A 13,392-nucleotide genomic window follows, 5' to 3' on the forward strand; every position below is an offset into this window, starting at 1 on the left:
CGTTGCGCGCAACCGCTACATCAATACGGTACGCGAGTACAACGTGCTGACCCGCAGTTTCCCGACCAACCTGACGGCGATGATGTTTGGCTATCAGGTAAAGCCCAATTTCGCCGTTGAGAACGAGCGGGCGATTTCGAATGCTCCCGCCGTCAATTTCGGGAAATAGGCGCGACCGGGATCCCCTCACATGCTCGCCTTCAAGCATTTGCTTGCCTACCTGCTGCTAACCCTGGCAGCCCACGTTTGGGCGCAGGATTTCGTCGCCGTGCCGCCGTTGCAGGCACGCGTCACCGACCTTGCTGGCATGCTCAAGCCGGAGGAGCGCAGCAAGCTGGAAAGCGTGCTGAAGGAACATGAGGATCGCACCGGCAATCAATTTGCCGTGCTGCTCATCAACAGCACCGCGCCCGAAGCCATCGAGCAATACAGCATCCGGGTCGCCGATGCCTGGAAGCTCGGTCGCAAGGGCGTGGACGACGGCGTCATCCTGGTCGTTGCCAAGGACAATCCGGCGGCGTTGCGCAGGCTGCGCATCGAAGCCGGCCGTGGCGTGCAAGGATCGCTGACCGACGCCCAGTCAAAGCGCATCCTGCAAGACGTGATCGCCCCGCATTTCCGCCAGAACGATTATTACGGGGGACTTGCTGCCGGGATGGCCGCCATCGCAGCAACCGTCGCCAAGGAGCAACTGCCGGCGAACCAGAAGGCCGCTACCGCAATCGACGAGGTTGGTATCGCGGGCTGGTTGCCGTTCCTGGTATTTGCGTTCGTCATTTTCACGGTGATCGCCCGCACGCGCAATGGCCAGCGTAAATTCAGTTCCGACGGCTGGGGTCGTTCGGCCGGGATCATCCTTGGCAGTGGCTTGGGATACGGCACACAACACGGCCTTGGCCGCGGCGGCATGACTGGCTGGGGCGGCCTGGGCGGTGGTGGCGGTGGCGGTGGCGGATTTTCAGGCGGTGGCGGCGGTTTCGATGGCGGCGGCGCATCGGGGAATTGGTAACCATGTTCAAACGAATTTTTCGCCACCTGACCACGACTGCCGCCGCTGGCCGGCGCGCCTTTCCGCCGGACGGAATGAAAGCCATCCAGAAAGCAATTTCACGCGGTGAAAAGCTGCACCGGGCCGAGATCCGGCTGATGGTCGAAGCGTCGATGGATCTCGGCGCATTGCTCGAAGGCAGGACGTCACGCCATCGCGCACTGGCGCTGTTCTCGGAATACCGGATCTGGGATACCGAAGAAAACACCGGCATCCTGTTGTACATCAACCTGGCCGACCATCAGGTCGAGATCGTCGCCGACCGTGGCGTCAACAAGCTGCTCGACGCCGCGCAATGGCAGCAGCTTTGCCGCACCATCACGTCCGGCTTCGCCGTCGGCCGCTATGACGAAAGCGTGGTGGAGGCAATCGACTCGCTCAACGCGCTGCTGCACCCCAGCCTGCCCGCTGGCAGCGACAACCCGAACGAACTTTCGAATCGTCCGATGATGCTGTAGACGGCTTGCATCCCGATACAACGCGCTTGCAGTCGCGCACTGGCGCTCAGCCCTTCTCCACGATCCATCGCAGCAAGGCATCATGCGCTGCCTGCGAAGCCGGTGCATTGGCATGATTCACGATGCTGACCACCGCATAGCGCCGGCCCGAGGCGGCAAGCACGTAGCCAGCGATCGAGCGCACCGAATTCAGGCTGCCGGTCTTGATATGCGACGCGCCAGCAAGCTGCTGCAAGCGGTTGCGCATCGTGCCATCGAACCCGGCCAACGGCATTGACGACAGGAACTCCGCCATTGCCGGCGAATGGAAAGCGGACACCAGCAACTTTCCCAGCATGCGCGGCGTCAGTTGCGCGCTGCGCGACAAGCCCGAGCCGTTATCGATCACCAGTTCCGGCGCGCCGATTCCCTTCGCGGCCAGCCACGCGCGCACGGCATCGCCACCGCGCTGGATATCCCCCGGCTGTCCCGATACCTGCGTCCCGATAGTCAGCAGCAACTGGTGCGCCATCACATTGTTGCTGTACTTGTTGATATCCCGCACCACTTCCGACAGTGCCGGCGAACGCCATTCGACCAGCAGCCGTGCATCGGCCGGTACCGCGCCCGCACGTATGTCGCCGGTGAACACGCCACCAAGTTCGCGCCAGATCTGGCGGAATACCATGCCGAAATACTGGTCCGCCGATACCTGCCATGCATGCATGCTCCAGGTCCGCTCGCCGCAACTGGCCGGATAGCTGCCATCGAAGCTGATGCCATTTGCACCGGGCCGCCCCCGCAAGCCACGCTTCCAATCATTGCATGCGCCGCCGCCCAGTTGCGGCGTGGCCACGGGATATCCATCCACCACCGGCTCGGTCGACACTCGCACCATGCCGGCCACTTCATCCGGCAGGAAGCGCAATGACAGCGCCCGGTAATTGAGCAGCAGCGCATCCGGTGCGGCATTGTAGGGGCGATGCGGATCGCCATCGAAGGCAGCGGGATCCGTCACCGCCGCCTGGAAATAGCTGCGGTCGAGCACCAGGTTGCCGCGGATTTCACGGATGCCGCGCGCCCTGACCTGGCGCAGGAACAACCAGAAATTTTCGACCACCAGCTTGGGGTCGCCGCCACCGCGAACGACCAGGTCGCCCTGTAGCACATCGCCTGACTGCAGGCCGGTGGCAAAGGCTTGCGTGCGCCAGGTGAAGGCCGGGCCAAGCAGCTCAAGCGCGGCATTGGTCGTGACCAGTTTCATCACCGACGCCGGATTGAATGCCGAATCGGCATTCAGTTGCATGGTCGGCAAAGTAGCCGAGACATCCTGCACAAGCACGCCGATGGCCTGGCGCGGAATGCCGGCCCGCGTGAACGCTTGCACAACTGGCTCTGGCAGGGATTGCGCCGCTGCGCCATGGTGTAGCCAGCATACGGCGGCCACCAGTAGCGCGACAAACGGCTTGAATGAATGCATAGTCATGCCTGGTTGCGGTAACGCACATGTTTCGATCAGGAATTATCCCATGCAGAAGGGGGAGGCCGACGACATGAATTACACTGCTGCCGCACCCTCACCACCTGGACCACCAGCACAATGATTCCCTACCTGACTGCCACCCAATTGCGCCAGGCCCTGCCCTGGCCGGCGCTGATCGACGCACTGCGAACCGCGTTTTTAAAGGGGGTCATTGCTCCCACCCGGCATGTGCATCAAGTCGATGAGAAAGAAGGCACGGTCCTGCTGCTGATGCCGGTGTGGCAGCCGGGCGCCCATATGGGCGTCAAGCTGGTGACGGCTGCACCCGGCAATCCGGCACGTGGGCTGCCGACCCTGCATTCGGTATTCGTGCTGTTCGACACGACAAGCGGCCAGCCAAAGGCGCTGCTGGATGGCGAAGAACTGACGCTGCGCCGCACTGCTGCCGCTTCTGCGCTGGCATCAAGTTACTTGTCGCGGCCCGACAGCAAGACTTTGCTGGTGGTGGGCAGCGGTTCGCTCGCACCCTACCTGGCGGCGGCGCATTGCGCGCAGCGCGGCATTGAACGGGTATTGGTGTGGGGCCGGCAGGCCGACCGGGCCCGGGCGAGCCTGGCGCATATCCGGGATCTGGGCTTGCCCGCTGGTGTGGAGCTTGATATTGCTAGCGACCTGCCGCAGGCGGTGGCAACGGCCGACATCATCACGGCGGCCACCACCAGCACGGTGCCAATCCTCCAGCGCGGCTGGATCAGGCCTGGCACGCATATCGACTTGGTGGGCGGGTTCAAACCGGACATGCGCGAAGCCGACGACGACCTGATCGCGGCAGCCACTCTGTTTGTCGACACCCGGGGCGGCGCGTTAGCCGAAGCAGGCGACCTGCTGCAGCCGATCCGGAACGGCCGCATTACGCGCGACTCAGTGCTGGCCGAACTGGCCGACCTGGTACATGGCCGCCATCCCGGCCGCCGCAGTCAGAGCGAAATATCCTTGTTCAAATCCGTCGGCACCGGCATAGAAGACCTGGCCGCAGCTGACCTGGCCTGGTCGGTGCTGCGGCCGGCCGACTGACCGGCCGCGGCGGGCTATTGCGACGAATGCGTGCGACCAGGCTGTGCTGCTACTTCGCAGCGGAAACAGCAGCAGCCGCAGGTGGTGCGGCCGCCAGTTTCAGGTCGAACGACAGATCGGCTGCCTGTTCGGGCGTGATCGCGATGCCCGCGGCCAGCAACTTACGTACGGCCAGGTGATCCGGAGTCCGGTTGACCGACTCGGCGCCAAGGAACGCACCGTCGCGGAAACAGAAAACCGAAAAGGCATTGTCGTCCGGCGACCCGCGCAGCACGGCCTGGTCATGGGATGAGGTAATGCCGGCCATCTGCAGGCGAACATCGTATTGCTCGCTCCAGAACCAGGGCACGTTGTTGTAGGGCGGCGTTGGCTTGCCTGCCAGACGGGCAGCAACGCAGCGAGCCTGGTCCGTCGCATTTTGCACCGACTCCAGCCGGATCAGGCCACCCGCAAAACTGCTCGGGAAGGAAGCACAGTCGCCGATCGCCGATATAAATGGATCCGAGGTGAGCAGGTTTTCATCGACCACCACACCGTTCTTGACGGCCAGTCCGGCAGCCTCAGCCAGCTCGGCATTTGGCAGCACGCCAATACCGACCACGGCCAGATCGGCTTCCAGCACAGTGCCGTCATCGAGCACAACGCCGGTAAGCCGGCCATTTTCACCGACAAAACGCTGGACCGAACGATTAAGGATGATCGGTACGCCATTTGTGTCGTGCCTGGCAGCCAGGTAAGACGACATTTGCACGCTCAGTACGCGTGACATCGGCCGCGCCGCGGCTTCCACCACACTGACTGCGATGCCATGCGCGCGGGCTGCCGCAGCGAATTCCAGTCCGATGAAGCCACCGCCGACCACGACCGCGCGCCTGGTCTGGCCGAGCCGCTCGCGCAAGCTGCGCGCTTCCGCCAGTGTGCGCAGGTAGAACACGCCGTCAAGCTCAGCGCCCGGCGCCGGCAAGGGACGATTGCGTGCGCCGGTTGCCAGCACCAGATGGCTGTAAGCGAGTTCGCCACCCGATGCCAGGCTGATGCTTCGCCTGGCGGTGTCGATAGCGGTGATCTGTTCACCCAGCATCAATTCAACCCGCTGGTCTGCGTAGACTTTCTCGGCGCGCAGCAGCAGGCCGGATTCCTCCAGCTTGCCTGCCAGGTAATCCTTGGATAGCGGGGGACGCTGGTAAGGCAGCGAGGGCTCGTCGCCGACCAGGACGATCCGGCCTTCGAAACCAGCCTGACGCAGCGACACCGCGGCCTGTGCGCCGGCCTGGCCGCCACCGGCGACGATAACCGGTGCGTCGCTCATATCTGCGTGCTCGGCAGGTGCACCACGAGTCCGTCGAGCTCAGGCGTAACTGTCACCTGGCATGACAATCTGCTGCTGGAGCGACGCTCGGCAGCGACCGAACCGAGCATCTCGTCTTCCACTGCGTCCATCGGCGGCAGCCGCGATTCCCAGGCAGGGTCGACATATACATGGCAGGTTGCGCACATGGCCGAGCCACCGCATTCGGCAACGATACCCTGTATGCCATTGGCGATTGCCGCGTGCATCAGTGTCGTGCCGCTAGCGACTTCCAGCGTTTGCTGCTGGCCTTCAGGTTGGATATAAACGATTTTAGGCATGTCGTGATCAGGTAAGTTCGTAATGTCAGTATGCAAATGTGGCGCGTGGATGGGGAATGCCGGCGCGCGTGAACGTAGACTTTAAAACGGTCAACGGTGAAACGGTTAAAGCAGTAAGGCAATCAATGTGACTGGCGGCATCGCCACGCACATTGACTGCCTCGAATGTCCGGCAAGATCGGCCGGGTACAACGTCAGCGCAGTCGCATCGGCAAATACTCAAACCCGCGCAAGGTATTGTGCAAGCGCTGGCGCGGTTCGCCAACGACTTCAATGGACGAGACTTGCGTCGCCAACGCGCGCAAAATCATTTCCACTTCGAGCCGGGCGATCATCTGTCCGACACAGCCGTGGATGCCCATGCCAAAGCCAACATGGCCGATCGTGCTGCGCGTGATGTCGAAACGGTCCGGGTCGCTCCACTGGCGCGGATCGCGATTGGCCGATCCCAGCGACATCATGATTTTTTCTTCCGCAGGAATGGTGACGCCCGCCAATTCTACCTCGCGAGTCGTGGTCCGGAAAAAAGTCTGGAACGGCGACTCGAAACGCAGCAGTTCCTCGAACGCCGGACGCGCAAGGTCAGGTTTGGCGCGCAAGGCCTGCCACTGGTCCGGATGAGTGGCGAAACAATACACGGCGGTGGCCAGCGAATTGGCCGTCGTATCGATACCGGCAGACAAGAACGAACGCACGACTTTCGCGCCTTCCTCGTCGGTCAGGATGCCGTCGTCCACCGCGTCGAAGATACGGATTCCCAGGCCATCCGGCGAAAGGTTCCTGCGCTGGCAGGCATCCCAGACCCAGTTCGCCACGTCCTCGCCATTTTCCATCGCCTTCGCATACAGCGCGTTGCGCGGCCCCATCGCGTTGAACACCATATCGCCATAGGGAATCAGGTTCTGGCGGCCCTCTGGCCGGATCCCGATCGCATCGGCAAACACCTTTAGCGGAAATGCTTCGCCCAGGTCCTTGACGGCGTCGAAGCTGTCTTGCTGTAACAAACGCCCGACCAGCGCGACGGCTTCTTCCTCGAACTTCGAGCGCAACGCGCGCAAGGCAGCGGGCGACAGCGCCCGGCTGATCACGGCGCGATTACGCGTGTGTTCGGGCGGATCGGTTTCCAGCAGCATGCTTGGCGGACGCCACGGCTTTTCCTTGTGGAAGTTGGCCAGGCCGACACCGCCCCCGGAGCAAAAGGTCGCAGGGTCTTCCAGGATCGCGCGCACTTCTGCATAGCGCCCGGTTGCGTATGCGTTCCATTTCTCCAGGAATACAAGCTGTCCCGCATCCCGCAATTGCGCGTGGTACGGATAGGGATTGAGTATGTATTCCTCCGAAAACGGATCCAGGTCCATCACCGGCGCCCCACTGATTGTGGCGTCCATTCCTGCCATGTTCATCTCCTTGTTACCGAGCGGCAGCAACAATCCTGCCGCATGATCGCGCCCGGATACGGGCGCCTGCATGGGCGGCAAGCCGGCATCGGCCCGCCGCACATTTGCCTCACATACTCCTCAAATACGCACTACATCAATTCCTGCGCTTGTACGGTCCCAGCACCTTGACCGCCGCAGCAGCAAAGCTGGTGTCCAGCACCTGGTTCACCGTGATTGCACCTTCAATGTAACCCTGGTCCTTGAAAAACTGCAGATCCTTGTTCAAGGTGGCGTCATTCATCTTGCCATCCGGATCGATGCCGTTTGGCGTCATCTTCCGGTACAGCTCAGGATCCTTGACGTTGGCATCCTGCACCAGGATCTGGATCACTTCGGCCGCAGCAGGACCGGCGAACTTGCCATCCTTTAACGCGTCGTTATATACCCGGGCGCCCTTGATGTAGGCAATCATGAACTTCCTGGCGATCTCGGGCGATTTCTCGATGAACTGGCCGCCGTAGAAAAGTGCAGCAATAGTCTGGTTCGGATAGATTTTATCCATTGACATGCGCACCGCAACGCCGCGTTCGACTGCCTGCGTCGCAGACGGCTCGGCGGTCAGGGCAGCATCAACAGCGCCATTCTGCAAGGCCGCCACATGCTGCGGATAGCTGATGTATTCATGCTGCACGTCATTGAAGGTCAGGCCTTCGCTCTTGAGCGCCTCGTTGAGCTTGGAACTTTGCGATCCGCCCTTGCCGGCCTCACCGACCTTCAGGCCTTTGAGGTCCTTGAAGCTCTTTACCTTGCCGGAATCCACCAGCGCCTTGCGCACCAGGATAGGCACATAGTCATAACCAGGCGGCGAAGATCCCTTGTCCGCAACGATCTTGATATTGATGCCCCGTGCTGCTGCATTGAACAGGCCGGCCGATATTGCCCCGGCCGCCACATCGAGCTGGCCCGTGCCCAAGGGCGCAATCATTTTCGGGCCGGCATCGAAACGCACGAAGGTGACCTTGATGCCCTGCTCGGCAAAATAGCCCTTGCGGTTGGCAATGAAGAATGCGGCATCGCTGACCACACCATTGGTGCCGATGCGTACTTCGACCGGCTCGGCAGCAAAGGCCGCCAATGGCATGGCAGTGGACAAGCCGCCGAGCAGCAAGGCGGTGACAAGCGGAGCGCGCAAGCGCGACGCAGAAGGAAAAGCGATACGGATCATTGAAAGTCTCCTTGGCATTTATCGTTGGTTTTATATTGTGGTGCTGTCCTGCCCTGCCTTGGCCAGCTCATGCCGGCCTGGTTAACCGGCCAGGAACCGGCGCGTACTTTCAATGGCGCCTTCCTGCAGGAATGGTGTCGGATCCAGGTCTTCTCCGGGTATCTTTACCTTGGTGAATACATGGCCACTGTACTTGACGGGCCTGGTTGCATCCAGGCCCATTTTGGCACTGATTCCCTGCAATTCCTGGGGAATGTCCTCGCTGCCGAATGCCACTGTCGTGGACGGGTCGAGTATCGAGCCCTGCGCGCCAGATACGACGAGCAGATCGCGGTCCGCCTGGAAGCGCGTGGCAATCGCCCATTCCACCTGCTTCGGGTCATGTACATCCACATCCTCGTCCACCACGACCACATGCTTGACGTCGTAATGCCCGGCGAACGCGCCCATGATCACATTCTTGGGCTCGCCTTCGCGCTGCTTGTGCAACTTCACATAAAGGTGATAACGGCAGGTACCGCCCACCGACAAGTGCACATCGCGCACGCCGGGGAAGCTGCGCTGCAAATGGGCCAGCAAGGTGGCTTCGCGCGGGATCGCGCCCATCAGCAAGTGCTCCATCTCGGCCGGCACCACGGTGTGATAGATCGGATTCTGGCGATGGGTCACCGTATCGACGTGAATGACTTCGCGCATTTCCGCCGAACTGTAATACTTTGGAAACTCGCCGAACGGCCCTTCCATTTCACGGTCCTCGACCAGGATCCGTCCTTCAATCACGATTTCCGCATCAGCCGGCACCCGCACTTCGCTGGTCAGGCATTTGGTCACACGCAGCGGCGCACCGTGCAATGCACCGGCGATTCCCAGCTCGTCGACATTGAGCGGCACGATCGCTTGCGAAGCCAGCAAGGTCAGCGGGTCCACGCCAATCACGACGGCGACCGGCAGCGATTCGCCGCGCTTGACGGCGGCCTGGTAAAACGCCCAGGTATGACGCGGCAACATCAGCACCGCCATCCGGTTTTTGGAATTCACCTGGATCCGGATGATCGACACATTCTGTATGCCGGTATCGGGATTGCGGGCAATGATCAGGCCGGCCGTAATATAAGGCCCGCTGTCATGCTCGCTGTGGGTCGGAATCGGCAGCAGCGTGCGCATATCCACTTCGCGGTGCACCACCGCCTGGCAAGGCGCAGAACCGGCCGCCACTTCGTCCCAGGGCAAGGGGTTCTCGACCGCCTTGCGGTAGGCCTGCAACAGTTCGCTGTTGTCCACGCCCATTGCCTCGGCAATCCATTCGCGCCGCGACATGAAACCAGTCACGACAGGGATTGAATGACCATCGGGTTGGGGGAAAAAGACTGCCTTGCTGGCGTCGAGGTGCTTGCCGATCGCAGCAACCTGGTGCTTGAGGGCCACGCCGGGGCGCGCCACGACCAGACGGTCTGTCTTGGCCAGCCGGTCCAGCCAGCTGCGCATCGTCAGGGGCGCGCGGGAATCCGATGCCATGCTCATTTGTCTCTCTCCTGTGCCAGCCCTGCTGTCAACGACAGCGCGCCGGTCCTGCTATCAAGTGCGCCACAGGAAGGTATTGGAGGGGCTGGCAGATGGAAAAGCGAAACCAAAGCACTCATCGTCAGGTTTTTAACAGGCAATGAGCGGCTCGAGATGCGATCCCGGCCCGGGCTTGCCGCCATCGGACGGTCGTTAGCTGTCGGGCCCGTGTCTCCGCTTACGCTTCGTGTGAGCGAAATTTGTTCTTATACCAGCACAAGTATAAGCCCGCCCCCTCTTGTATCGGTAGAGATAAATTGACCCTGCGCGATAGAAAAACTCACGCTACGACCGCCAATCTGGCCGCGCTTCGATGAGCAAGTGCCGCGTCCGATCGGCGCCGATTTTCCATCGCGGTCGCGGCGCCCGGATCAAAGCACATCTATTTCAGGCTTGAAAAGTTGTCGACCCGTCCCTATACTTAGCACTCGTCGGAGTAGAGTGCTAACAACAGTGCTATCCTCCTGCTTTCGCCGGGACGGGCCAAGCCTGTCCTACTGCTGTGCCGCTGCGGCGACTTTCGCCGCAAAATAAATATAACCAACTGATTTATAAGGAGTTTGTATGAGCCTTCGTCCTTTGCATGACCGTGTCATCGTAGAACGTCTCGAAAAGGAAACCACGACCGCTTCCGGTATCGTGCTGCCGGGCGACGCTGCTGAAAAGCCAGACCAGGGCAAAATCCTGGCAGTCGGCAATGGCAAGATCCTCGAAGACGGCAAAGTTCGCCCACTCGATGTCAAGGTCGGCGACACCGTACTGTTCGGTAAATATTCGGGCCAGGCAGTCAAGGTTGACGGCAAGGAAGTGCTCGTCATGCGCGAAGAAGACATCATGGCGATCGTCGAGAAGTAATCCACCCAATACAGAATTCCGAGAAATCCGGGAAATCAGGAGAAAAATATGGCAGCTAAAGACGTAATTTTCGGCGACAGCGCACGCGCCAAGATGGTAGAGGGTGTCAACATCCTCGCCAACGCAGTCAAAGTCACACTGGGCCCTAAAGGCCGCAACGTTGTCATCGAGCGGTCGTTCGGTGCACCGACGATCACCAAGGACGGCGTCACCGTCGCCAAGGAAATCGAACTCAAAGACAAGCTGATGAACATGGGCGCGCAGATGGTCAAGGAAGTCGCTTCCAAGACCGCTGACAATGCCGGTGACGGTACCACGACAGCAACCGTGCTGGCCCAGGGCATCGTGCGCGAAGGCATGAAGGCTGTTGCAGCCGGCATGAACCCGATGGACCTCAAGCGCGGCATCGACAAGGCGGTTACCGCCATGGTTGAAGAGCTCAAGAACATCGCCCGTCCTTGCACCACGTCCAAAGAAATCGCCCAAGTCGGCGCGATCTCGGCCAACAGCGACCCATCGATCGGCGAGCGCATTGCCGAAGCCATGGAAAAAGTCGGCAAGGAAGGCGTCATCACGGTTGAAGACGGCAAGTCCCTGAACGACGAACTCGACATCGTCGAAGGCATGCAATTCGACCGCGGCTACCTGTCGCCTTACTTCATCAACAATCCGGACAAGCAAGTTGCGGTTCTCGAGAACCCGTTCGTTCTGTTGTATGACAAGAAAATCGCCAATATCCGTGACCTGCTGCCGGTACTCGAGCAAGTTGCAAAGTCCAGCCGTCCACTGCTGATCATCGCTGAAGATGTCGAAGGCGAAGCACTGGCGACCCTGGTGGTCAACAACATCCGCGGCATCCTGAAGACTTGCGCAGTCAAGGCTCCTGGCTTTGGCGATCGCCGCAAAGCCATGCTGGAAGACATCGCCATCCTGACCGGTGGCCAGGTCATCGCTGAAGAAGTTGGCATGACGCTCGAAAAAATCGCACTGACCGATCTGGGCCAGGCAAAGCGTATCGAAATCGGCAAGGAAAACACCATCGTCATCGACGGTGCTGGCCAGGCTGCTGCAATCGAAGGCCGCGTCAAGCAGATCCGCGTGCAGATCGAAGAAGCAACGTCGGATTACGACCGTGAAAAACTGCAAGAGCGCGTAGCCAAGCTGGCTGGCGGTGTTGCCGTGATCAAGGTTGGCGCTGCCACCGAAATCGAAATGAAAGAAAAGAAAGCCCGCGTTGAAGACGCACTGCATGCTACCCGTGCAGCCGTCGAAGAAGGCATCGTGCCTGGCGGCGGCGTAGCCCTGCTGCGCGCGCGTTCGAACCTGAAGGTCAAGGGCGACAATGCTGACCAGGACGCAGGCATCCGCATCGTGTTGCGCGCCATCGAAGAGCCACTGCGCATGATCGTCACCAACGCCGGCGAAGAAGCATCCGTCGTCGTCAACAAAGTGATGGAAGGCAAGGGCAACTACGGCTACAACGCAGCCAACGGCACTTATGGCGACATGGTCGACATGGGCGTTCTGGATCCGGCAAAAGTAACGCGTCTGGCACTGCAAAACGCAGCGTCGATCGCTTCGCTGATGCTCACCACCGACTGTATGGTCGCCGAGATGGTCGACGACAAGCCAGCTGCTGGCGGCATGGGCGGCGGCATGGGTGGAATGGGCGGCATGGGTGGCATGGAAGGCATGATGTAATGTGCCGCGGCGCGCCGGCAACGGCGCACCGCATGCTGTTCCTGCTGCGCCTCAGGTCGTTGAAGTAATTGTCGTTGCACGAAAAAACCCCGCTTTCAGTGAAATGGAAAGCGGGGTTTTTGTTTGCCTGCGCGTGAAAGCCACTTCTTGTCAGTCGTCTACCTCCACCTGGTCCTGGAAGGCATCGGCCAGCGGCCGATCCAGATTGCGTGCAATGTTTTGCGCGCGCATGTTTGTCAGGCTGCGGCGGATCTTCGTGGCGCGCACTGTTTCGATGCCACCAGTTGCGTCGTCTGGGGGCTCCACTGCTTGGCGCTGCGCATCGTTGCCGCTCTCTGTGGCGTCCACAGTCGTGCTTTCGTATGCGCTGGCCGATTGCAGCTTGCTCGCAACGGGCGCAAGGTCCTTGGCAGAAACCGGCTCCGCCGGGTCGATGTGATCCAGCAAGCGCTTGAGCTGCGCTGCGCAATCGAGGCGTTCCACCAGCGACGGGTTGGCCATCAACAAGGTCGTCATCGGCATCTTGCGCAGCTTATCCAGCACGCCAGCCTGGCCAGCGACATCATCCAATTCAAGCTCGGCATACTCGCGCACACCGGCCTTGAATTCGGCCAGCATCGTCCTGTTGATCTTGGTCGATTCAAGCAGTATGCCGCGGTCGGACCTGGGCATTTTCGAGATCGCCTCCAGTTCGGTGCTGCGCACCTGGCGCGCCGCCTTGGCCAATCTGACCAGCGACTCGATACTCGCCAATGCCGGTGATGGCACACCACGGATTCGCTCGTCCCAGACTTTTTCCACGGCGAGGATAAATGCTTCGGGCGTCACTTTCGAATGGAGTTTGCCGCGAATCGCCTGATAAGCGGATAGCGCCAATTCGAATGTGGCAACCGAGCGTCGGCCAATCCCCGCGACGGTGCATAACTCGTTGGCCAGTTCGACGATCACAGATGCCTTCAGCGCTCGCTCCTGCTTGTTGGCTGACAGCCTGAACTCGGTTC

General features: G+C 60.7%; 13 protein-coding genes. 6 read left to right on the top strand and 7 right to left on the bottom strand.

All coding sequences use genetic code 11. The features are described 5' to 3' along the window. From Q7T64_RS05540 to Q7T64_RS05550, 3 genes are all read left to right on the top strand, one after another. The coding region (locus Q7T64_RS05540) for a LemA family protein (RefSeq protein WP_304792542.1) at positions 1-169 on the top strand (169 nt) is incomplete at its 5' end. A 21-nt stretch (positions 170-190) separates the two neighbouring features. After that, positions 191-1,009: a YgcG family protein gene (locus Q7T64_RS05545; protein WP_304792509.1), complete on the top strand. Its 819-nt coding sequence runs from the start codon at positions 191-193 to the stop codon at positions 1,007-1,009. A gap of 2 nt (positions 1,010-1,011) precedes the next feature. Next, positions 1,012-1,506, top strand: a complete 495-nt coding sequence (locus Q7T64_RS05550) for a TPM domain-containing protein (protein ID WP_304792512.1) — start codon at positions 1,012-1,014, stop codon at positions 1,504-1,506. A 46-nt stretch (positions 1,507-1,552) separates the two neighbouring features. Here the strand turns inward: Q7T64_RS05550 and dacB are convergent, their stop codons facing one another. After that, positions 1,553-2,971: a D-alanyl-D-alanine carboxypeptidase/D-alanyl-D-alanine-endopeptidase gene (dacB, locus tag Q7T64_RS05555; protein WP_304792515.1), complete on the bottom strand. Its 1,419-nt coding sequence runs from the start codon at positions 2,969-2,971 to the stop codon at positions 1,553-1,555. 114 nt (positions 2,972-3,085) lie between these two features. Here dacB and Q7T64_RS05560 point away from each other — a divergent pair, with 114 nt between their 5' ends. Beyond that, complete coding sequence (locus Q7T64_RS05560; protein ID WP_304792518.1) at positions 3,086-4,042, top strand: ornithine cyclodeaminase family protein; 957 nt, start codon at positions 3,086-3,088, stop codon at positions 4,040-4,042. 49 nt (positions 4,043-4,091) lie between these two features. On the opposite strand, the gene Q7T64_RS05565 is transcribed toward Q7T64_RS05560, so the two are convergent. The 5 genes from Q7T64_RS05565 to Q7T64_RS05585 form a co-directional block, all read right to left on the bottom strand. Next, positions 4,092-5,351: an NAD(P)/FAD-dependent oxidoreductase gene (locus tag Q7T64_RS05565; RefSeq protein ID WP_304792521.1), complete on the bottom strand. Its 1,260-nt coding sequence runs from the start codon at positions 5,349-5,351 to the stop codon at positions 4,092-4,094. Continuing rightward, positions 5,348-5,671: a 2Fe-2S iron-sulfur cluster-binding protein gene (locus tag Q7T64_RS05570; protein WP_304792524.1), complete on the bottom strand. Its 324-nt coding sequence runs from the start codon at positions 5,669-5,671 to the stop codon at positions 5,348-5,350. The genes Q7T64_RS05565 and Q7T64_RS05570 overlap by 4 nt, the downstream gene beginning before the upstream one ends. A 194-nt stretch (positions 5,672-5,865) precedes the next feature. Beyond that, positions 5,866-7,140, bottom strand: coding sequence for a cytochrome P450 (locus Q7T64_RS05575; RefSeq protein WP_304792528.1), 1,275 nt, complete (start codon positions 7,138-7,140; stop codon positions 5,866-5,868). 64 nt (positions 7,141-7,204) lie between these two features. Then, complete coding sequence (locus Q7T64_RS05580; protein WP_304792531.1) at positions 7,205-8,275, bottom strand: ABC transporter substrate-binding protein; 1,071 nt, start codon at positions 8,273-8,275, stop codon at positions 7,205-7,207. A gap of 81 nt (positions 8,276-8,356) precedes the next feature. Continuing rightward, a complete protein-coding gene (locus tag Q7T64_RS05585; protein ID WP_370653259.1) occupies positions 8,357-9,796 on the bottom strand; it encodes a UbiD family decarboxylase in 1,440 nt (479 codons plus the stop codon). Positions 9,797-10,399: 603 nt separating this feature from the next. On the opposite strand from Q7T64_RS05585, the gene groES reads away from it, so the two are divergent. Continuing rightward, the gene (gene groES / locus Q7T64_RS05590; protein ID WP_304792534.1) at positions 10,400-10,690 is read left to right on the top strand and encodes a co-chaperone GroES; all 291 of its coding nucleotides are present in this window, start codon (positions 10,400-10,402) and stop codon (positions 10,688-10,690) included. Positions 10,691-10,738: 48 nt separating this feature from the next. Next, complete coding sequence (groL, locus tag Q7T64_RS05595; RefSeq protein WP_304792536.1) at positions 10,739-12,391, top strand: chaperonin GroEL; 1,653 nt, start codon at positions 10,739-10,741, stop codon at positions 12,389-12,391. Between the two features lie 150 nt (positions 12,392-12,541). Here the strand turns inward: groL and Q7T64_RS05600 are convergent. Then, a partial coding sequence (locus Q7T64_RS05600) for a hypothetical protein (protein WP_304792539.1) occupies positions 12,542-13,392 on the bottom strand: 851 nt, incomplete at its 5' end.

Origin of the sequence: Lacisediminimonas sp., from assembly GCF_030645335.1 — a bacterium.
Classification (GTDB): Bacteria; Pseudomonadota; Gammaproteobacteria; order Burkholderiales; family Burkholderiaceae_D; genus Lacisediminimonas.

Excerpts from the sequence above, each read along its gene's own strand:
- groL (WP_304792536.1), top strand. The coding sequence starts at position 10,739 with ATGGCAGCTAAAGACGTAATTTTCGGCGACAGCGCACGCGCCAAGATG.
- Q7T64_RS05570 (WP_304792524.1), bottom strand. The coding sequence starts at position 5,671 with ATGCCTAAAATCGTTTATATCCAACCTGAAGGCCAGCAGCAAACGCTG.
- Q7T64_RS05585 (WP_370653259.1), bottom strand. The coding sequence starts at position 9,796 with ATGAGCATGGCATCGGATTCCCGCGCGCCCCTGACGATGCGCAGCTGG.
- Q7T64_RS05565 (WP_304792521.1), bottom strand. The coding sequence starts at position 5,351 with ATGAGCGACGCACCGGTTATCGTCGCCGGTGGCGGCCAGGCCGGCGCA.
- groES (WP_304792534.1), top strand. The coding sequence starts at position 10,400 with ATGAGCCTTCGTCCTTTGCATGACCGTGTCATCGTAGAACGTCTCGAA.
- Q7T64_RS05580 (WP_304792531.1), bottom strand. The coding sequence starts at position 8,275 with ATGATCCGTATCGCTTTTCCTTCTGCGTCGCGCTTGCGCGCTCCGCTT.
- dacB (WP_304792515.1), bottom strand. The coding sequence starts at position 2,971 with ATGACTATGCATTCATTCAAGCCGTTTGTCGCGCTACTGGTGGCCGCC.
- Q7T64_RS05560 (WP_304792518.1), top strand. The coding sequence starts at position 3,086 with ATGATTCCCTACCTGACTGCCACCCAATTGCGCCAGGCCCTGCCCTGG.
- Q7T64_RS05550 (WP_304792512.1), top strand. The coding sequence starts at position 1,012 with ATGTTCAAACGAATTTTTCGCCACCTGACCACGACTGCCGCCGCTGGC.
- Q7T64_RS05575 (WP_304792528.1), bottom strand. The coding sequence starts at position 7,140 with ATGCAGGCGCCCGTATCCGGGCGCGATCATGCGGCAGGATTGTTGCTG.
- Q7T64_RS05545 (WP_304792509.1), top strand. The coding sequence starts at position 191 with ATGCTCGCCTTCAAGCATTTGCTTGCCTACCTGCTGCTAACCCTGGCA.